Annotated in this window: 18 protein-coding genes; 5 read left to right on the plus strand and 13 right to left on the minus strand. The window is 70.9% G+C overall.

Features of this window, described 5'->3' with window-relative positions; genetic code table 11:
• Positions 1 to 10 precede the first annotated feature (10 nt).
• Genes ABE487_RS09410 through ABE487_RS09420 form a run of 3 tightly spaced genes read right to left on the minus strand, consistent with a single transcriptional unit; the run spans position 11 to position 2,178 of the window.
• On the minus strand, positions 11 to 577 hold the full coding sequence (locus ABE487_RS09410) for an NUDIX hydrolase (protein WP_346446940.1): 567 nt from the start codon (positions 575 to 577) through the stop codon (positions 11 to 13).
• Between the two features lie 54 nt (positions 578 to 631).
• Positions 632 to 1,588, minus strand: a complete 957-nt coding sequence (locus ABE487_RS09415; protein WP_346451152.1) for a 5'-3' exonuclease H3TH domain-containing protein — start codon at positions 1,586 to 1,588, stop codon at positions 632 to 634.
• Entirely contained in the window at positions 1,585 to 2,178 is a 594-nt protein-coding gene (locus tag ABE487_RS09420) for a nitroreductase (protein ID WP_346451154.1), read from the minus strand. Before ABE487_RS09420 ends, ABE487_RS09415 begins: the two co-directional genes overlap by 4 nt.
• A 72-nt stretch (positions 2,179 to 2,250) precedes the next feature.
• Here ABE487_RS09420 and ABE487_RS09425 point away from each other — a divergent pair, with 72 nt between their 5' ends.
• Positions 2,251 to 4,563, plus strand: a complete 2,313-nt coding sequence (locus tag ABE487_RS09425; protein ID WP_346451155.1) for a DUF1631 family protein — start codon at positions 2,251 to 2,253, stop codon at positions 4,561 to 4,563.
• A gap of 42 nt (positions 4,564 to 4,605) precedes the next feature.
• Here ABE487_RS09425 and ABE487_RS09430 read toward each other — a convergent pair whose 3' ends face one another.
• The 7 genes from ABE487_RS09430 to ABE487_RS09460 all read right to left on the minus strand — a co-directional run bounded on the left by ABE487_RS09430 (position 4,606) and on the right by ABE487_RS09460 (position 10,078).
• Positions 4,606 to 5,061: a DUF3106 domain-containing protein gene (locus ABE487_RS09430; RefSeq protein ID WP_346451156.1), complete on the minus strand. Its 456-nt coding sequence runs from the start codon at positions 5,059 to 5,061 to the stop codon at positions 4,606 to 4,608.
• Between the two features lie 3 nt (positions 5,062 to 5,064).
• Complete coding sequence (locus tag ABE487_RS09435; RefSeq protein ID WP_346446933.1) at positions 5,065 to 5,460, minus strand: hypothetical protein; 396 nt, start codon at positions 5,458 to 5,460, stop codon at positions 5,065 to 5,067.
• Positions 5,457 to 6,071 (minus strand): RNA polymerase sigma factor, encoded by a 615-nt coding sequence (locus ABE487_RS09440; RefSeq protein WP_346446932.1) that lies wholly within the window; start codon positions 6,069 to 6,071, stop codon positions 5,457 to 5,459. Before ABE487_RS09440 ends, ABE487_RS09435 begins: the two co-directional genes overlap by 4 nt.
• Before the next feature lie 207 nt (positions 6,072 to 6,278).
• Positions 6,279 to 7,676, minus strand: coding sequence for an NAD(P)(+) transhydrogenase (Re/Si-specific) subunit beta (locus ABE487_RS09445; protein WP_346451158.1), 1,398 nt, complete (start codon positions 7,674 to 7,676; stop codon positions 6,279 to 6,281).
• A 112-nt stretch (positions 7,677 to 7,788) separates the two neighbouring features.
• A complete protein-coding gene (locus tag ABE487_RS09450) occupies positions 7,789 to 8,088 on the minus strand; it encodes an NAD(P) transhydrogenase subunit alpha (protein ID WP_346445747.1) in 300 nt (99 codons plus the stop codon).
• Positions 8,085 to 9,200: an NAD(P) transhydrogenase subunit alpha gene (locus ABE487_RS09455; protein WP_346451220.1), complete on the minus strand. Its 1,116-nt coding sequence runs from the start codon at positions 9,198 to 9,200 to the stop codon at positions 8,085 to 8,087. Before ABE487_RS09455 ends, ABE487_RS09450 begins: the two co-directional genes overlap by 4 nt.
• Positions 9,201 to 9,328: 128 nt before the next feature.
• Positions 9,329 to 10,078, minus strand: coding sequence for a sulfite exporter TauE/SafE family protein (locus ABE487_RS09460; protein WP_346451160.1), 750 nt, complete (start codon positions 10,076 to 10,078; stop codon positions 9,329 to 9,331).
• A gap of 93 nt (positions 10,079 to 10,171) precedes the next feature.
• On the opposite strand from ABE487_RS09460, the gene ABE487_RS09465 reads away from it, so the two are divergent.
• Positions 10,172 to 11,077, plus strand: coding sequence for a LysR family transcriptional regulator (locus ABE487_RS09465; protein ID WP_346451161.1), 906 nt, complete (start codon positions 10,172 to 10,174; stop codon positions 11,075 to 11,077).
• 20 nt (positions 11,078 to 11,097) lie between these two features.
• Here ABE487_RS09465 and ABE487_RS09470 read toward each other — a convergent pair whose 3' ends face one another.
• The 3 genes from ABE487_RS09470 to ABE487_RS09480 form a co-directional block, all read right to left on the minus strand.
• Positions 11,098 to 11,565, minus strand: coding sequence for a DUF2269 domain-containing protein (locus ABE487_RS09470; RefSeq protein WP_346445743.1), 468 nt, complete (start codon positions 11,563 to 11,565; stop codon positions 11,098 to 11,100).
• On the minus strand, positions 11,546 to 12,865 hold the full coding sequence (locus tag ABE487_RS09475) for an SDR family oxidoreductase (RefSeq protein ID WP_346446923.1): 1,320 nt from the start codon (positions 12,863 to 12,865) through the stop codon (positions 11,546 to 11,548). Before ABE487_RS09475 ends, ABE487_RS09470 begins: the two co-directional genes overlap by 20 nt.
• 213 nt (positions 12,866 to 13,078) lie before the next feature.
• The gene (locus tag ABE487_RS09480; RefSeq protein ID WP_346445050.1) at positions 13,079 to 13,492 is read right to left on the minus strand and encodes a hypothetical protein; all 414 of its coding nucleotides are present in this window, start codon (positions 13,490 to 13,492) and stop codon (positions 13,079 to 13,081) included.
• A 98-nt stretch (positions 13,493 to 13,590) separates the two neighbouring features.
• Here ABE487_RS09480 and sufT point away from each other — a divergent pair, with 98 nt between their 5' ends.
• The 3 genes from sufT (at position 13,591) to ABE487_RS09495 (ending at position 18,768) form a co-directional block, all read left to right on the plus strand.
• A complete protein-coding gene (gene sufT / locus ABE487_RS09485) occupies positions 13,591 to 14,142 on the plus strand; it encodes a putative Fe-S cluster assembly protein SufT (protein ID WP_346445113.1) in 552 nt (183 codons plus the stop codon).
• Between the two features lie 437 nt (positions 14,143 to 14,579).
• A complete protein-coding gene (locus ABE487_RS09490; protein WP_346445052.1) occupies positions 14,580 to 16,313 on the plus strand; it encodes a S8 family peptidase in 1,734 nt (577 codons plus the stop codon).
• A gap of 133 nt (positions 16,314 to 16,446) precedes the next feature.
• On the plus strand, positions 16,447 to 18,768 hold the full coding sequence (locus ABE487_RS09495; RefSeq protein ID WP_346451162.1) for a pre-peptidase C-terminal domain-containing protein: 2,322 nt from the start codon (positions 16,447 to 16,449) through the stop codon (positions 18,766 to 18,768).
• Positions 18,769 to 18,962: the final 194 nt, after the last annotated feature.

The following is an 18,962-nucleotide window of genomic DNA, read 5'->3' on the forward strand; positions in this document are numbered from 1 at the left end:
CCGGTGGCCGTCAGTCGACCCGGGTGCCGTCAGGCTCGTGGTCGATCATCCAAAGCCCTGCCCAGAGTTTGAGGTCGAGCTCATAGCCTTCGGCATGCTTGCGCATCAGCCAGGCCGGCGCACTGGCGCGCGGTACGGCGTGGACGATGATGTCCTCGTCGTCGATGCCGCCGCCGGCGCCGACCCGGGTCAGCTCGCGGGCACGGACGAACGCCACGCGCTCGCTGCTCATCCCCGCCGTCGTCGGGCCGGTCAGCAGCACATCGATGCGGCCGGCCGACCAGCCGGTCTCTTCGATCAGTTCGCGCCTGGCCGCGTCTTCGAGTGCGTCGGAGCTACCGCGGTCGCCGACCAGACCGGCCGGCATCTCGATCGTGCGCGCTCCCAGCGGCACCCGGAACTGCTCGACGAACAGCACCTCGTCGTCCGGCGTGACCGCAATGATCAGCACCGCCATGCCGTTGCCGCCGTGGGTGCGCTCGCACGATTCCCACTTGCCTCGGCGCACCAGCCGCAGCCAGTCGCCCTGGTAGAGCACCTCCGCCGCTTCGGCGGGTCCCGCGTCCGGATTCGTCATGCGCCGATGGTAGTCGCCTCGCCATGGCGCCGGTAGCAGGGCGATGATCGACGCTCAGGCATCGGCGAGCGGCGCCCACTCCAGACCGGCGGCCGCATGCAGCCGCCGCCGGGTCAGGGGGCCGAAGCGCAACGCGGCGCACAGCGCCGACAGCGCCTGCGCATCGCCGTCGCGCCGCGCGAAACCGTTCGCGCCCTCGCCCAGCGGCGCATCGCAGGCGATCGTCGTCAGCTGGCGGAACAGCCGCGCGGCGTCGGCGTGCAGGCGCAGCTTCGCACCCGCCTGGGCGGCGCCGCGGAAGCGCAGGAACGCGATTTCGTCGCTGCGCGCCAGCAACGCATCGAGCGTGCCGAAGTGGTGCAGCAGGCTGGCGGCGGTCTTGCAGCCGATGCCCGGTACGCCGGGGATGTTGTCGATCGCGTCGCCGCACAGTGCCAGGTAATCGGCGATCTGATGCGCCTCCACGCCGTGGCGCGCACGCACGCCGGCCGCCGTCCAGCGCTGGCCGCGGGCGTAGTCCCACTGTTCGTCGGCGCCTTCGAGCAACTGCGACAGGTCCTTGTCGGCCGAGACGATGATGCCGTGGTGCGCGTGGCGGCGGCCGGCCTGTAGCGCGCTGCCGATCAGGTCGTCCGCCTCGTACTCGGTGTCGGCGAGCACGACCAGGCCGAGCGCGCGGCACAGCGCCTTGCAGTGGGCAAACTGCCGGCGCAACGCGTCGGGCGCGGGCGGGCGGTTGGCCTTGTAGGCCGGATACAGGCGGTTGCGGAAACAGCTGTCGAGCGCTTCGTCGAAGGCGATCGCGATGTGCCGTGGACGTTCGCGCTCGATCAGTTCGGCCAGGAATCGGGCGAAGCCCTGCACGGCATTGGTCGGCCAGCCCTCGGCGTCGTGGAACTCGTCGGGCATCGAGTGCCAGGCGCGGAACACGTAGAGGCTGGCGTCGACCAGATACAACGGCGCGGTGGGCGACGGAGCGGGCGACTGCACCGCGGGGGGCGTCAGGCTCACGGCGCGACCCAGTCCTGCAGCAGCGCGGACGGGTCCGGTCGCTCGCGCTCGGGTGGGTCGAGCCGCGGGCTGCCGATGTGGATGAATCCGGCGATGCGCTCGTGCGCGCCCAGGCCGAGGGCGGCGAGGATGTCGGGGTCGTAGGCCGGCCAGCCGGTCAGCCAGGACGCGCCGAAGCCGCAGGCCTGCGCGGCCTGCAGCAGCGCGAAGCACACGCTGCCGGCGGTCAACAAGCGTTCGACCTCGGGAATGGCGGTGTCCTGCGGGTCCAGGATCGCGACGACCGCGATCACCAGCGGCGCGTGCGAGAACCGGTGCCGGTCCTTGTCGAGCGCGCCGGCGCCGATCTCCGGGTCGCGCGCACGGGCGCGGGTGACCAACTGTTCGCCGAGCGCGTGGCGCGCATCGCCGGCGATGCGCAGGAAGCGGAACGGGACCCGCTTGCCGTGGTCGGGGACGCGGACCGCCGAGCGCAGCATGCGCAGCACGGTCGCGTCGTCGGGTCCGGGCGCGTCGAGCTGGCGCGCCGGCACCGAGCGCCGCGCATCGAGCGCGTCGAGAAGGCGTTCAGCATTTGGGAGTATCGTCACGGACTTGTGCCTCTGGTTTCGGAAAGCTAACTGCGGGGGCACTGTGCCCCCATCCCCCGATTCTCCCCCAAGATGACGCATCCCCACGACATCGGTCCGGTGCCGCATTCGCATCGACCTGCGCCGGGCGAGCCCGAGAGGGTGTTCGACGCGCTGCGACGCGAGGCGGTGACGGCGCTGGGCGACGTGCTGTCGGCGCTGTGGGACGAGGTCGAGGCCGAGGTCGAGCGCGACGCGCTCGGCGCCGCCGCCGATTACATGGCCGCTCAGGACGCACGATTGGCCGCACGCGCGTTGCGCATGCGTGCCCCGGTGCTGGCAGCGAGTTTCCGCGCCGCGATCGAGTCGGCATTCGAGCGGTGGCGCCGCGCCGCGCCGCCGCGGCCGGCCCACGATGCGATGGCGCTGATGTCCGAGGGCCAGTTGGAGTTGCATCTGGCGGTCCAGCAGCAGGTCGAGCTGCTCGAGCACCAGTGGCTCGGCCCGCTGCGCATGCTCGACGGCCGGATGGCAGTGCTGGCCTCGCGCCTGGGCGTCGCCGACGGCGCCGCGCACCCGCTGCGTCCGGCAGTGCCGGTCCAGGCGTTCGCCGGTCTACTCGATCCCGATGCGCTGCCGCGCGATCTGCGCGCCCGGCTGTTCGAGCAACTCGCTGCAAGGCTGCCGGCGGTGCTTGCCGGGCTCTACGCCCGCGCCGATGCGCTGCTCGACACCGCGTTCGGGCCGGTTTCGGTGACACCGGCCGCGCCCGGTGGCGGTCGCGCGCCTGCGTGGCAACCCGAGGGCGGGCTGGCCGAGGCGCGGGCGGATGTGACCAACGCCCCGCATGACGCCGCCCGGCTCGCGCAGGGGCCGTTGTCGGCGGATCTGGCGCGGCTGCTGGCCGCCGGCGGTCCGGACACGACCGATACCGATCCGCAGGGCGCCGAGCTCGCGCTGGTCCGGGCGCAGTTGCATCGGTGGCGGGCGCAGCTCGCGCGTACGCCGCCGTCCCACCCGCAGGATGCGCCCGCGCTCGATGCGCCGCCTCGTGCAACACCGGCCGTCGAGGCGGCGAAGCTGCTCAGCGTCGCGCGGCTGCTGCAGGGCGACGACCCCTCGCCGTATGCCCGGGTGCTGGCCGGGGACGACCGGCGGCGGCTGAGCGAGGTGATCCGGCTCGAACTCGCGCGCGGCCTGCGTGGCGTCGGCATCGATCCCGACCGAGCGCCGCTGAGCGGCGACGACGAAGACGCGATCGACCTGGTCGGCCTGCTGTTCCAGGCGCTGTTCGAGGCCAATGACTTGATGCAGCAGGCGCGCGATCTCTACGGCCGGCTGGTCATGCCCTGCCTCAAGGTCGCCTTGACCGACGAATCGCTGTTCAGCCAGCGCGGCCATCCCGCGCGCCGGCTGCTCGATGCGGTCACCGAGGCCTGCGACGGCAATACCGGCGACACCGCGGTCGACCGCGACCTGCTCGAACATGCCGGGCGGCTCGTCGACCGGGTCGTCGAGGAATACGAAACCGACCAGGCCGTGTTCGCGCTCGCGGCCGAGGAACTGCGCGAGCGGCTGGACCAGCAGCGCCGTCGCACGGAGGTCGCCGAGCGCCGCGCCGCCGAAGCGATCCATGGCCGCGAACGCCTGCAACAGGCACGCCGCGGCGTGGCCGCCCTCGTGACCGAGCGCATGAGTGCGCAACCGCTGACCGAGGCGGTCGCCCGGTTTCTCGATCAGCATTGGCGCCACCATCTCACTCAGACTTGGCTGCGCGACGGCCCCGACTCGCCGCGCCACCGGGCCGCGGTCGCGATCGGCGATGCGATGATCGGCATCGACCTCGACGCCGCAGCGGCCGATGGCGCCGCGGTCGCCGGCTCCTTGCGCGCGTTGCAGGGGCCGCTGGCCGATTGCTATGCCAGCGGTGGCCTCGATGCGGCGGCCGCGCGCGAGGAGATCACGCGCATCGTGGCCGCGCTCGCGCGTTGCGATGCGCCCAGGCGCATGCAGATCCCGCTGCCGGAGGACGAAGCGCTGGACGACGAGCCGTCCGATCCTGTGCTGCGCCTGGTCGATGGCACCGCGACGCCGGCATTCGATCCGACCATCGCCGCGCGGATGCGCCAACTGCGGCCGGGCCAGGGCCTGCGGCTGATCGACGAGCATGGTCGTCAATCGGTGGCCCGGGTGGCGTGGATCAGTCCGCTGACCTCGCGGCTGCTGATCGTCAACCGTCGCGGCGTGCGCCGGATGGTCGTCTCGCCCGAAGAACTGGCCGCGCTGGTCGGGGCAGGGCGTGCCCTCGTGCGCTCGATCGATGCCCCGTTCGACGAGGCCATGAAGCATCTTTGGCAGCACCTGAGTGCGGCCAACGACGACGGTGACAGCATGGCTGTGGGCTGATCGCCGCGGCGAGCTTGCCTACTTCGTGTGTCGGGGCCGGTGTCAGTGCGGCGGCCTTGCGGCCTCATCGTGCGGTTCGGGGGCGGGATTGGCCTGTGCCCAGTGGCGGCGCTGTTCGGGCGTCATCTGCTGCCAGCGCTCGCGCAGCGCGGTGCGCTCGGCGTCGGGCAGCGTGCGCAGCTTGGCGTACAACGCGCGGGCTTCTTCACGCTGCTCGGGCGGCAGCCGCTTCCAGCTGTGCATGCCGTGGCGGGCGTGCTCGCGTTCGGCCGGCGTCATCGACTGCCAGCGCTGGGCGTGGCCGAGCATCCGTCGACGTTTGTCGGCATCGGCGTCGTTCCAGCGGTCGCGGATCGGCGCGACGAGCTGGTCGCGCTGCTCGGGCGTGAGCCGGTCCCAGTCGGGCAGGGCCGGGCCGGGCTGGGCGGCTGCCAGGCTGGTCACTGACAGGCTGCCCAGCAGCAGGACCGTGCGGAGGAAGCGGGAAGGCAGGTGCATGGGTCACTCCATCGCAAGCAAGGTGGACTCGTTGGCGGCGAGCCACAGGTAGAAGTCCGGCGATTCCTCGTACGTCGCCAAGGCGTCGGCCATGCCGTCGTCGAGCGCGGCAGCGCCGTCGGCCTCGGCCAGGACCGGCGTGGACGCGGACGCGGCACTCGACGGAGCCGGTGGAGCGAGCGATTGCACACCGATCGCCAGCGCCAACACCGCGGCCAAGCCAGCCGCGGCCGGCCAGGCCCAACTGCGCCGTGCCGGCGCAGCAGTCGTGGCCACATGACGCGCGCGATGCAGACGCGCGGTGGTGCCGGCCGAGATCTGCGTCTGGGCACGGCCGTAGAGCGCACGCAGTGCGGCGTCGTCGTCCGCGGCGGTGCGCGGGTCGTTCGGCGGGATCATCGAAACTCCTCCAGTTGCCTCTGCAGCGCCTCGCGGGCGCGGAACAGATGGGTTTTTACCGAGCCTTCGCCGCACCCCATGATGCGGGCGGTGGTCCCGACGTCGAATTCCTCCAGCACCCGCAGCGTGAACGCCTCGCGCTGGCGTCGCGGCAGCTGGCGCAGCGCCTGGGCCAGACGCTGCCAGGCCTCGCGACCGTCGTGCGAGCGAGACGGATCGGGGCCGGCATCGGCCCAGTCGATCTCCTCGCCCTCTTGCGTGCGGGCGTCGGTGAGCCAGCTCAGCCGGAACGTGCGCCGGCGCTGGGTGTCGACGATCCGGCTGCGCAGCACCGTCCAGAACAGCGGCGTCCATTCCGACGCAGGGCGGTCGCGATAGCCGAGCATCCGGGTCATCGCGTCCTGCACCGCATCGAGCGCATCGTCGCGATGGCGCAGGCCGAGTTCGGCGAAACGGAAGGCCCGGCGCTCGACGCTCGCCAGGAACGCCTCGAGCGTGGCCGTCGGCGCGGCGTGGTGGGCGGCCGTCGCCGCGGGCAGGGAAGCGCTCACCGGCGCCAGCCTACCGCGCACGGCAGGCGTCTGCGGGTCGAACGGGCGGCTGCCATCCATCGTCGGGTCGTTGCGCCAGGGGCGGGGGGTGTCATGGACAACGTCTCGCGGCGTCGGCGGTTGACGCGGGCGCTGCGGATCGTTCGATGCGCCACCCCTGTTCATCGGCGATTGCGGCGCCCGGCCTGGCGTGTGTCCGCACGGCGCCCGGACCTTCGCGCCGGCCGATGCAGGAGCGCGCGGCGTTCGCTGGGTCGGCGGCGGGGCCTAATGGCCGCCGTCGAGCGCCTTGAGCTCGGCGACCAGGGCGCCGGCCGCCTCGGCGCCATCGCCGTAGAGCATGCGGGTGTTGTCGGCGTAGAACAGCGCGTTCTCGATGCCCGCAAAGCCCGTGCCCTTGCCGCGCTTGATGACCACGACGTTCTTCGAATCGATCACGTCCAGGATCGGCATGCCGTAGATCGGGCTCGCCGGATCGGTCTTGGCGACCGGGTTGACGACATCGTTGGCGCCGATGACCAGGGTGACGTCGGTGCTGGCGAACTCGGGGTTGATGTCGTCCATGTCGACGATCAGATCGTAGGGCACACCGGCCTCGGCCAGCAGCACGTTCATGTGCCCGGGCATGCGACCGGCGACCGGGTGGATGGCGAACTTGACCTTGACGCCGCGCTCGATCAGGCGTTGGCTCAGTTCGCGGATCTTGTGCTGGGCCTGGGCCACGGCCATGCCGTAGCCGGGCACGATCACCACCCGCTCGGCGTAGCCCATCATCGCCGCCACATCGCCGGCCTCGATCGGTTTCTGCGTGCCCTCGATCGCCTGCCCCTGCCCACCGCCGCCGAAGCTGGAGAACAGCACGCTGCGGATCGAGCGGTTCATCGCCTTGGCCATCAGACGGGTCAGCAGCATGCCGGCCGCGCCGACCATCGTGCCGGCGATCATCAGCGCCTCGTTGCCCAGCACGTAGCCTTCGAAGGCCACCGCCAGGCCGGTCAGCGCGTTGTACAGCGAGATCACCACCGGCATGTCGGCGCCGCCGATCGGTAGCGTCATCAGCATGCCCAGCGCGAGCGCCAAGGCGAAGAACGCGACGATCGCCGGCAGCTGGAGCGCATGCACCACCAGGCCGCCGACCAGGAGCGCGGCGACGAACACTGCGAGGTTGAACAGTTGCTGGCCGGGGAAGGCGTAGCGCTTGTCCATGCGCCCGTCGAGCTTGGCCCAGGCGATGACCGAACCCGACAATGCGATCGCGCCGATCAGTGCGCCCAGCGTCGCCAGCACCAGCGGCACCGAGGCGGGCGCGATGCCGTGCTGCGACCAGCGCAGCAGTTCGACCGCGCCGATCGCCGCCGCCGAGCCACCGCCCAGACCGTTGTAGAGCGCGACCATCTGCGGCATATCGGTGATCGCGACCTTCTTGCCCGACACCCAGGCCAACACCGTGCCCAGCGCGATCGCCGTCGCCATCAGGCCGAGGTTGTGCAGGCCGGGCACGAAGAACGTCGCCGCGGTCGCGAGCAGCATGCCCACGCCCGCCCATTGGATGCCCGAGCGTGCGGTCTTGGGCGAGGCCATGCGTTGCAGGCCGAGCAGGAACAGCGTTGCGGCGACGAAGTAGCTCGCCGCGATCAGCCCCGTGCGCAGGTCGAGGCCACTCATCGCGTCGTCGCCATCGTGGTGCCCCGGTCATGGGAGCGAAGATCGTGCCGCCATTGGGCCATCGTGCGGGCCGGGGGCAGGCGCCGCGACGGCGGCGAGGTGGACAGGTCGGTCACGGCGCGTCGCTCCGCTTGGCGGCGGGCTTGAACATCTCCAGCATCCGCTCGGTGACGACGTAGCCGCCGGCGGCGTTGCCCGCGCCCATCAGCACCGCAAGGAACCCGATCGCCTTCTCGAGCGTCGTGTCGGCATGACCCAGCACGACCATCGCGCCGATCAATACGATGCCGTGGATGAAGTTCGACCCCGACATCAGCGGCGTGTGCAGGATCACCGGCACGCGCGAGATGATCACGTGGCCGGCGATCGCGGCCAGCATCACGATGTACAGCGCTACGACTCCATCGATCATGCGGGACCTCCGGGTGTGGGGGCGATGGCCGGCACCTGCGGCCATACCGTCCGGGCCAGCAGTTCGTCGTTCCAGTCGAAGGCGAGGGCGCCATCGGCCACCAGCAGCGACACGAAATGCTGAACATTGCGTGCGTACATCTCGCTGGCATGGGTCGCGCCCAGGCTCGCCAGATCCAGCGGGCCGGCGACCGTCACGCCCGCGACCTCGACGGTCTGGCCGGGCACGGTCGCCGCGCAGTTGCCGCCGGTTTCGGCGGCCAGATCCACGATCACGCTGCCCGGCCGCATGCCGGCGACCATGTCGGCGTCGATGATCGTCGGCGCCCGCCGGCCAGGCACGGCGGCAGTGCACACCACGACATCGATGCCGGCCAGGTGCGCAGCCAGGCGGCGCTGTTGCTCCGCGCGCTCCTCGTCGGTCAGGGCGCGGGCATAGCCGCCTTCGCCGGCGGCGCTCACGCCCAGGTCGAGAAAGCGGGCGCCCAGCGATTCGATCTGCTCGCGCGTCTCCGGCCGCACGTCGAAGCCCTCGACCTGCGCGCCCAGGCGGCGCGCGGTTGCGATCGCCTGCAGTCCGGCGACACCGGCGCCGACCACGAGCACCTTCGAAGGCCGGATCGTGCCGGCGGCCGTCGTCAGCATCGGGAAGAACCGCGGCGCCAGCTGCGCGCCGATCAGGACCGCCTTGTAGCCGGCCATGCCGGCCTGCGAGCTGAGCACGTCCATCGCCTGCGCGCGCGTGGTGCGCGGGAGCCGTTCGAGCGGAAAGGCGAGAATGCCGCGCGTGCGCAGCGCCTCGGCGCGCGCCGGTTCGGCCTCGGGTTGCAAGGTGCCGATCAAGGCGGCGCCCGGCTTGAGCCGGGCGATCGTGTCGATGGGGGGCGCCTGCACGCACAGCACCAGGTCGGCCTGCGGCAGCGCCTCGTCGCCAACCAGCTGGGCGCCGGCCTCGACATAGGCGGCATCGGCAAAATGCGCGCCTTCGCCCAGGCCGCGCTGCGCGAGCACGGTGGCCCCGGCGGCGGTGAGTTTCCGCGCCGTTTCCGGCGTCAGCGCCACCCGGCGTTCGCCAGGTGCGGTTTCCTTCATCGCAAGCACGACGACCGCCATCACCACTCCCCGTGGGTCGAGGACACCGAACGAAGTCATCCGGGCCGGGCACGCTGTTGCTGTCGCCGATCCTAACCTGAATGCTGCTCCAGGTCAGCGGGTGCTTGCGGGCGTGGCAATGCAGTCGGTCAGCGCCAGGGGCGCGAGGTGAGTTCCAGGCCGAGCAGCAGCAGGCAGACGAGGAACCAGACGCGAAAGCGCGCCGGTGGGATGCGCTGGCGCAGCCGTCCGCCGACCCACATCCCGGCCAGCGCGGGCGCCACCGCCAGCGTGGAGAGACCGGCCTGTTCGAACCGGAACGCGCCGTGCGCGCCCAGCCCGATCGCCAGCGCCAGCGTCGAGACCGTGAACGACAGGCCCAGGGCCTGCACCAGCGTGTCGCGCTGCAGCCCCAGCGCCTGCAGGTACGGCACGGCCGGAATCACGAACACGCCCGTGGCACCGGTGACCGCGCCGGTCGCGACGCCGACGGTCGGCGACCACCAGCGCTCCTGGCGCCCAGGCACGGTCAGCGGCGGGGCGAGCAGGGCATGGCCGGCATAGCCGATGAGCGCCAGCCCGAGTGCGAACCCCGACCAGGTCGGATCGGTCGTGGCCAGTGCGCCGGCACCGGCGATCGTGCCGACCACGAGGCCCAGCAGCATCGGCCAGAGCCGGCGCATCAGGGGGCCGAGCGCCGGGCCGGCGGCCAGTTGCCAGACATTGGTCACCATCGAGGGCACCACCAGCATGGCCGCCGCCGCCGCGGGCGGCATGCCCAGCCCGAGCAGTCCCATCGCGATCGTGGGCAGGCCCATGCCGGTCAGGCCCTTCACCGCGCCTGCGAGCAGGAAGATGCCGACCAGTGCTGCGAGGGGGATAGTGATTGCCGTGTCCATGGCGCCATTGGGCGCCGGGCCGGCGGCGGGCACAATGCGGTTTTGGCCGCGCTACCCTTCGGCCGACCCGAAGGGCGTGTCCTGAGAGATCCCGTGCGAATCGACCTGTCCGACCTGCGCCTGTTCCTGCACATCGTCGATGCCGGCAGCATCAGCCAGGGCGCGGCGTGTGCGCACCTGGCACTGGCTTCGGCCAGCGAAAGGTTGCGACGGATCGAGTCCGATGCCGGCATCGCATTGCTCGAGCGACACGCCCGCGGTGTCCGTGCGACCGAGGCCGGCGAGGCGCTCGCGCATCATGCGCGGCGCATGCTGCGACGACACGGCATGTTGCGCGACGAACTGCAGGCGTTCGCCGCCGGCGCGCGCGGGACCTTGCGGCTGTACGCCAATACCGCGGCGATGACCGGTTTCCTGCCCAGGGTGCTTGCGCCGTGGTTGGCGGCCCGTCCGGCGGTCCGCATCGAGTTGAAGGAACGCACCAGCCTGGAGATCGTGCGTGCGGTCGCCGCGGGCCGCATCGAGGCTGGTGTGGTCGCCGACAGTGTCGACCCCGGCGGTCTGCAACTGGCGCCGGTGGCCGAAGACCGCCTGGTGCTGATCGTGCCGGTTGGGCATCCGCTTGCCGCGGTGCGCGAGGCGACGTTCGGCGATGCGCTCGCCCTGCCATTTGTCGGCCTGGCATCGGGCAGCGCGTTACAGGATCATCTCGACGTGCACGCCGCTGCCGCCGGTCGCGCGTTCGCGTTCCGGATCCGCGTTCGGACCTTCGAGGACCTGTGCATGTTGGTCGCGCAGGGGGTCGGCGTAGGCATCGTGCCGGTCGGCGCTTCGCAGCGTTACCGCCGCTCCCATCCCCATCGTGCGATTGCGCTCCGCGAGCCCTGGACGCGTCGCCGGCTCTGCGTGTGCGTGCGCGGTTGGCGAGCGCTGGCGCCGCCGATGCGCGACCTGCTCGCGCATCTGGGCGCCGGCCCGTCGCCCGAGGCCGACGGCTGATCTGCCGCGGACTGCGTCGCTCAGAGTGCTGGCTTGGCGGTCATCAGGTAGAAGATCACCAGGAACGAGAACAGCGCCGGCACGCCCATCGCCGCCCAGGTCCCGAGGTGCCGGTCGTAGGCAGGGGGTAGCGGCTGGCCGCTGGCGGCGGCTCGCTGGGCGATGTCGCGCAGCCGGATCTGGATGCCGACCACCGGCAGCCAGCACAGGCCGGCGATCACGAACAGCACGATCGACCAGTACAGCCACGCCGTCGACAGCGGAATGTGCAGCCGGTACGCCAGATAGACGCCGGTCAGCGGCTGCACGACGATCGTCGTGGCCGTGAACAGCCAGTCGGCGGCGACCACCAGCCGGGCGACCGCGGCGACCACCACCGGGTCGCGCTGGCGGCTCGCGAACAGCAGGTAGAACGCGGTGCCGACGCCGGTGCCGAACAGGAACGTCGACGACAGGATGTGCAGGAACTTAACGAGGGCGATGTCCATCAGGTGCGTCCAGTTTCGACAGGGCGTAGATCAACGCGAACACCGGCAGGTTCTTCAGCACCGGTCCATAGGGATGCGCCCAGTACTCGGGTAGCCAGAGACTGATGACCAGCGTGTAGAACGCGATCAGCGCCAATTGCGCGCGGTAGGCGGCGCGTCGCCAGCGGGGCCGCCAGACCGCCAGCCCGAGCAGCACGTCCAGCGCCGCGGCCCCATAGAGCGAGGGCAGGGCGAGCGCCTCGGGCACTTGCGCGCGCTGCAGCAGCTCCAGACTGGCCTGCACCGGGTAGACGACTGCCGACACCCAGGCGGTGGCCAGCCACATCAGCGAATTGGCCGTCCGCAGGACCGGAACCAGCGCGCGCAGGTGGGCCGCACGGCGCACGTCGGCGCGCGCGCCTGCCGCGAGGAAGCGAGTTATTGGGCGCAGTGGCCGGGCGAGCAAGGCCTGCCAGGCTGTCGCGTCGCCATGATTGCCAGCTTCGAGCATGCGCAGCGCATCGGCGTCCAGAATCTGGGCAAGCCCGGGAATGGGCCACCGCAACGCCATCCGCACCGCCCAGGCCGGCGCGGTCAGCACGTGCAGCCGTTGGCCCATCTGCGTCGCCAGGGCCCGCAGGTAGTCGGCGAACGCCAGCGGCGCAGGCCCGACCGCCTCGATCATCTGCGGTGGGTCAGGATGCTCGATCAGGGCGGTCACGCCGTCGAGCAGATCGTCGAGGTGGATCGGCTGGACGACCTGCCGACCGCCGCCCGGCAGGGCGATGATCGGTTGTGCCGCCAGCGTCAGAAACAAGCGCGTGCTGGCGCCGCACTCGGCGAAGACCAGCGACGGACGGATCACGATACTGCGGCCGGGAAATGCCGTCGCACAGGCGTCGCCTGCTGCCTTGCTGCGCCAGTAGGCCGTCGCAGCCTGTGCGTGGGCGCCCAGCGCCGAGATCTGCACGATCCGTGTCACGCCGGCCGCTGCCGCGAGCGCGAACAGCCTGCGCGGCCCGCTCACGTGGACCTGCTCGAAACTGACGTCGTCTGTTTCCCGGAAGATGCCCGCGGCATTCACCACGACATCGACCGTCCGCAGCACGTCCATCCACTGATCCGGGCACGGCCGTGCGAGATCGAGTGCGACGCGTCGTCCGGGGCCGGCATCGTCTGTCACATGCCGCATGGCGCGGATCACCGCATGGCCTGCACGCTCGAGCCGTTCCGCGAGCGCGCTGCCGATCAGCCCGTTGGCGCCCACCACCAGTACGGTCAGCGGCGGCGCGGTCGGATTGCCTTCATGCCTGCGCTGCACGCCGGCGCGGCAGCCAGGCTGTTCTTCACCGTGAGGGTGTCCTGGCGCAGTCATCGGCGCATCCGCGCGCCGGCGGCGGGAACCAATGCCACCAGCCAGTGGGTTTGGGGGCAGGCGTCGCACTGCCCTGGTTGCTGAAACGAAGGTCCAGACGCGGATCCTCTCGCGCAGCACAAGCCGGTCGGCTTGCGTGTCCGCCACCGTGTCACGGGCCTAGCGGGCGAGGACCGCCGCGATCACCAGCCCTGCGCCGAGCCACGCCAGATCAGTCGGCGTATTGGCCAGGCCGGCCAGCGTCCAGGCGTGGTGCGGCCCGAGCTTGAGTGCCGACTCCCAGGGCATGAGCCCCATCGGGCGGGCGAGCTGGGTGGCGACGATGCCCCAGTTGGCGATGACGATCGCCAGCAGCGTCGCGGCCGTGCCGGCGAGTGCACGTACCAGCCCGGGGCGGAGCCGGGCCAGGCGCACCAGCAGCGCGGCATCGAGCGCGGCCACCACGGCCATCCAGGCGCCTTGCGCGCCCAGCGCGTCGGCCAGCAGGATCCAGGCGGCGGCGATGCCGGCGCTGCCGAGCAGCAGCAGACCGATCGCCAGCGGCCAGCGCCGGGCGCGGGCGGGTTCGGACATGGAAGACAGCATCGCGGGAATGGTGGGTCAGCATACCGGCGCGCGGCGATACAATGACAGCCTTGTCGCGGCCACTTCCGGCCCTCATGTCCTGGGCCATGTACTCCCGCAGCAGCGAACCCGTCCGTTTCGAACGCGATTGCGAAGCCGTCCTCGTTCCCCAAGGCGAGGAGGTGACGCTGCCTGCCGGCAGTGCCGGCTACATCACCCAGGCGTTGGGCGGCAGCTACACCGTGTTCGTCGAGGGCAACCTGTTCCGGATCGCGGGCCGCGATGCCGATGCGATCGGCAAAGAGCCGCCGGTGCCGCTGGAACTGCCCGACGACGCCGACGACGCTGCGGTCGAACGCATGGTCTGGCACCAACTGCGCACCTGCTTCGACCCCGAGATCCCGATCAACGTCGTCGACCTGGGCCTGGTCTACGAGGCCGTGGTGATTCCTGTCGACAATGGGCACCGCAAGGTCGAGGTGCGGATGACGCTGACAGCGCCGGGCTGCGGCATGGGCGAGATCCTGGTCGACGACGTGCGCAGCAAGATCGAGCTCATCCCGACAGTCGACGAGGCCGACGTCGAGCTGGTGTTCGATCCGCCGTGGAACCGGTCGATGATGTCCGAGGCCGCGCAGCTCGAGACCGGCATGCTCTGACGGCGCCACCGCGCCGCGCATCCTCAGATCCACAGGGCCAGGCGCGCCGGGCGTGCGGCTGCGTGCCGGTGGGCGCGGTGATCCGATGCCGACGGCACGTGCCTGCCGGTATGCCGTGCACCCGCCCCAATGCGTTCTGACGTATCGCGCGCGGTGCGCGACACCTGCCCGGGCCACCTCCAAGCCGTCAGGGGTCAGAGGTGCTGCTCACATGGCTGAACGCAAGGCATCATGCAGAAGTGTGATGCCGGTCGCATTTATTATCGAAAAATTAATGGAAACCGCCATTGCACGCGAACATGGCTGTCGCGTAGCGTCAGTTTGCGGTCAGTTTCGTCATGTCCGCGTTCGTTGCGGACCGGCCATCGCCATCGCGATGCACCCGGCTCCGGCCCCGCGCCGCGGCTCCGGCGCACCCACCGTCTCGGGGGTTTTCCATGTCGAACACGTTCATTCCCTCCCGCCGCCTTCGGCGCCGCGTGCTTGCGGCGGCCACGCTGGTGGCCCTTGCCGCGCCGCTGGCCGCGACCCAGGCCGTCGAGCGGCTCGATCTTGCGGGGTTGCAGTCGGCCGAACAGCACGATCGCTTCATCGTCAAATACCGTGAGGGCAGCGCCGCGCAGGCACAGCCGGCCTCGATCAACGCGGCGCTGGGGACCGTGGCCGGTCGCCTGGCCGTCGGCGGCGGCAAGCAGCTGCGGCTCGAGCACCTGCGACGCACCGCGGTCGGCGCCGATGTCGTGCGCACCAGCCGCAAGCTGGACCGGGCCGATGCCGAGTCGGTGATGCGCCAACTCGCGGCCGATCCCGATGTCGAGTACGTCGAGGTCGACAAGCGCAACCGCGTGTTCTGGACCCCCAACGATCCGCGCTTTAACCAGCAGTACGGCTTCGGTACCGGCCCCGGGGGCATTCGTGCGACCACCGCCTGGGACGTGACGCGCGGTGCGGGTGCCGTCGTCGCGGTGCTCGATACCGGCATCACCTCGCACAGCGATCTCAATGCCAACATCCTGCCCGGCTACGACTTCATCACCGATCCGGCGATCGCAGGCGATGGCAACGGTCGCGATGCCGACCCCAGCGACCCGGGCGATTTCGACGGCATTTATCCCTCGAGCTGGCACGGCACGCACGTCGCGGGCACGGTCGCGGCGGTGACCAACAACGGCATCGGCGTTGCCGGCACGGCGCCGCTGGCCAAGGTGGTGCCCGTCCGTGTCCTCGGCCGTGGCGGCGGCTACGACTCCGACATCGCCGACGCGGTGATCTGGGCCTCGGGCGGCACGGTCGCCGGGGTGCCCGTGAACCAGAATCCGGCCGAGGTCATCAACCTGAGCCTGGGCGGACGCGGCACCTGCGGCAACACGATGCAGAGTGCGATCAACGGCGCGGTCGGTCGCGGCACCACGCTGGTGATCGCCGCCGGCAACAGCAACGCGAACGTCTCGGGCTTCTCGCCGGCCAACTGCGCCAACGTCATCGCGGTGGCCTCCAACACCAGCACCGGCGCACGTTCGAGCTTCTCCAACTACGGCACCGGGATCACGCTCTCGGCGCCCGGCTCAGGGATCGTGTCCACGCTCAACAGCGGCCAGACCACGCCGGGAAGCGAGAGCTACGCCTCCTACGACGGCACCTCGATGGCGGCGCCGCATGTCGCCGGTGTGGTCGCGCTGGTGCAGTCGGTGTCCAATCCGGCCAAGACGCCGGCCCAGATCAAGGCCCTGCTGACCAGCACGGCGCGCCCGTTCCCCTCGACGCCGTCCCAGCCGATCGGCGCGGGCATCGTCGATGCGAAGGCCGCGGTGGATGCCGCGTCGGGGGGCGGCGGCACCGGCCCGGGGCCCGATCCGGGCGATGGCAGCCTGGTCGTCGGCACGCCGATCACCGGCCTGTCGGGCGGCACCGGCAGCAGCCAGTTCTGGACGGTGAATGTGCCGTCGGGGGCGACCAACCTCGTCATCGCGCTGTCTGGGGGCAGCGGCGATGCCGACCTGTACGTCCGGTACGGTGCGCAGCCGACGACCTCGACCTGGGACTGCCGTCCCTATCGGTCGGGCAACAACGAAAGCTGCGCGTTCGCCGCGCCGCAGGCCGGGACGTACCACGTCCTGGTGCGCGGTTATTCATCGTTCTCGGGGGTCACGTTGCGCGCCGATCACGACTAGCGCGGCGGGGATGCAGGGCTCGGGGATAGAGGGCAGGCGGCACGCCATGATCGTCGCGCGTGTCGCCGGCGGAGCACACCGGTCTTCGGCGTGCTCCGTTTTTTCGGTGCAATCCAACGAGGGGTAGAAAGGGATGAAGACTCTGATCGCAAGCCTCACCGCCGGCGCGTTGTCGCTCGGCATCGCGACGGCGGCACCGCGCGACGCGCGACCCGCGGCGTTCGCCAACCGGTTGCCGGCCGAACACACCGTCGAGCTCAAGCGCATGCCGGGCGTGGATGTCGCCCGGCTGCGCGCCGAGGACGCCCGGCAATCGCGCACCCAGGGGCTGCGCCCGGTGCGGTTTGCCGCTCCGCTGGCCGTCGACCTGACCCCGGCCGATGCCGGTGACTGGGACGAGATCGCCGGCGGCAACCTGGTCTGGCGGCTGCGTGTGGAATCGAAGGATGCGCTGTCGTTGAACTTCGGCTTCTCCGAATACCACATGCCCGAGGGCGGGCGTCTGCTGGTCTATCCGGCGGGCCTGGACCGCAACGCCGACCCCGAGGCGATCCGTGCTTTCGACGCCGCCGACAACAAGCCGCACGGCGCGCTGTGGACGCCGATCGTGCCGGGCGACAGCGCGGTGCTGGAGGTCGTGGTGCCGAAGGCCAAGCTGCCCCAACTCAAGCTGCGGCTGACCAGTGTCAACCACGACTATGTCGGCTTCGGCCGGCTCGCGCGCGAGGGCGCGCTGGCGCAGACCAAGGGCGTGTCGGGTAGCTGCAACGTCGATGTGGTGTGCCCCGACGGCGACGACTTCCGTGAGGAGATCCCCTCGGTCGGTGCGTACTCGCGCTTCGGTATGTACTATTGCAGCGGATCGTTGCTCAACAACACCGCCGGCGACCGCAAGATGTACTTCCTGACCGCGCACCACTGCAACATGGGCACGGCGGACGCGGCGGCCAGCATCGTCGTGTACTGGAACTACGAGAACTCGACCTGCCGCACGCCGGACAGTTCCGCCAGTGGGGCCAACGGCGATGGCAGCCTGGCGCAGAACCAGACCGGTGCGGTCGTGCGCGCGACCCACGCAGGCTCGGACTTCACCCTGCTCGAGCTCGACACGCCGGCCGATCCGGCGTTCGCACTGAGCTGGTCGGGCTGGGACCGCCGCGACCTCGCCCCGAGCGGCGCCACCGGCATCCACCACCCGCGGGTGGCCGAGAAGCGCATTACCCATTCCGACAATCCGTTGCGCGTGGAAGGCTATCTGGGCGCCAGCGGTAACAGCCATCTGTGGGTGCAGTGGAACCCGCGCGGCACCACCGAAGGCGGATCCTCGGGCTCGCCGCTCTACAGCCCCGAGGGCCGTGTGATCGGTCAGCTCCACGGCGGCTACGCCTCGTGCTCGACGACCGGCGCCGACCACGTCGACTGGTACGGCCGGCTGTTCACCTCCTGGACCGGCGGCGGCACCGCGGCGACTTCGCTGGCGAGCTGGCTCGATGCGAGCGGCACCGGGGCGCAGTTCGTCGACACCCTGACCGCCGACGGCGGCCTCGAGCCGGGTGCGCCGACCGCCGACTTCACCTACGCGATCGATGCCGACACGCTGACCGTGACCTTCACTGACACCTCGAGCGCAGGCGAGGACGCAATCGACAGCCGCGCCTGGACGTTCGGCGACGGGGCCAGCTCGACCCAGGCCAGCCCGGTGCACACCTATGCCGAGGCCGGGACCTACACGGTCACGCTGACGGTCACCGACACCGAGGGCCGCAGCCACAGCCGCAGCGAGACGCTCGAGGTCGGCGACACCGGGCCGGACGCGATCGCGATCGAGAATGGCGTGGCGGTCCCGGGCCTGGGCGGCGCGGCGGGCAGCGAGCAGCTCTACAGCCTCGTCGTGCCCGAAGGCGTCAGTGGCCCGCTGCTGATCACGACCTCGGGCGGCACCGGCAACGTTTCGCTGTACGTCAGCCGCGACGCCGAACCTACGGTGGAGGCGTTCGACTTCCGTTCGCAGCGTCCGGGCAACAACGAGTCGGTCCGCATCGTCGACCCCGAGGCCGGCACCTACTACATCAAGCTGGTCGGCGCCGCGGCCTTCGCCAACGTCACGCTCCAGGCGCGCCATGCCGAGCCCAGCGACGGGGGCGGCCAGGGGTCGTTGCGCAATGGGGTGCCGGTGACCGGCATCTCGGGCGAGGCGGGCAGCGCGCAGTACTGGACGGTGCAGGTGCCGGCTGGCGCCACGAACCTGACCGTCACGATGACAGGCGGCACCGGCGATGGCGACCTGTACGTGCGCCGTGGCGAACAGCCCACCACCAGCGAGTACGACTGCCGGCCCTTTCGCTTCGGCAACGAGGAGACCTGTACGTTCGTCAATCCGCAGGCCGGCACGTGGCACGTGATGGTGCATGCGTACTCGGCGATCTCGGGCGTCACGCTGACGGCGACGTACTGAGTGAGGTCGGCGCCCGGTCGCGGTGGTCGCTGGCAGCCAGGCCTGCGCGCGATCGTCGATCGACCGGGCGATGCGGCCATTCGCGGCGGTCCAGCGGGGTCGTCCGGCATGTCGCACAACCGTCTTGCGGCCTTCATCCCGGCATCGCCGGGATGAGGGCATGCTTGATCCCGCCGCAGTCCGCGGTTTCGACA

This window comes from Luteimonas sp. TWI596 (assembly GCF_039674105.1).
In the GTDB taxonomy this organism is placed as follows: Bacteria; Pseudomonadota; Gammaproteobacteria; order Xanthomonadales; family Xanthomonadaceae; genus Luteimonas.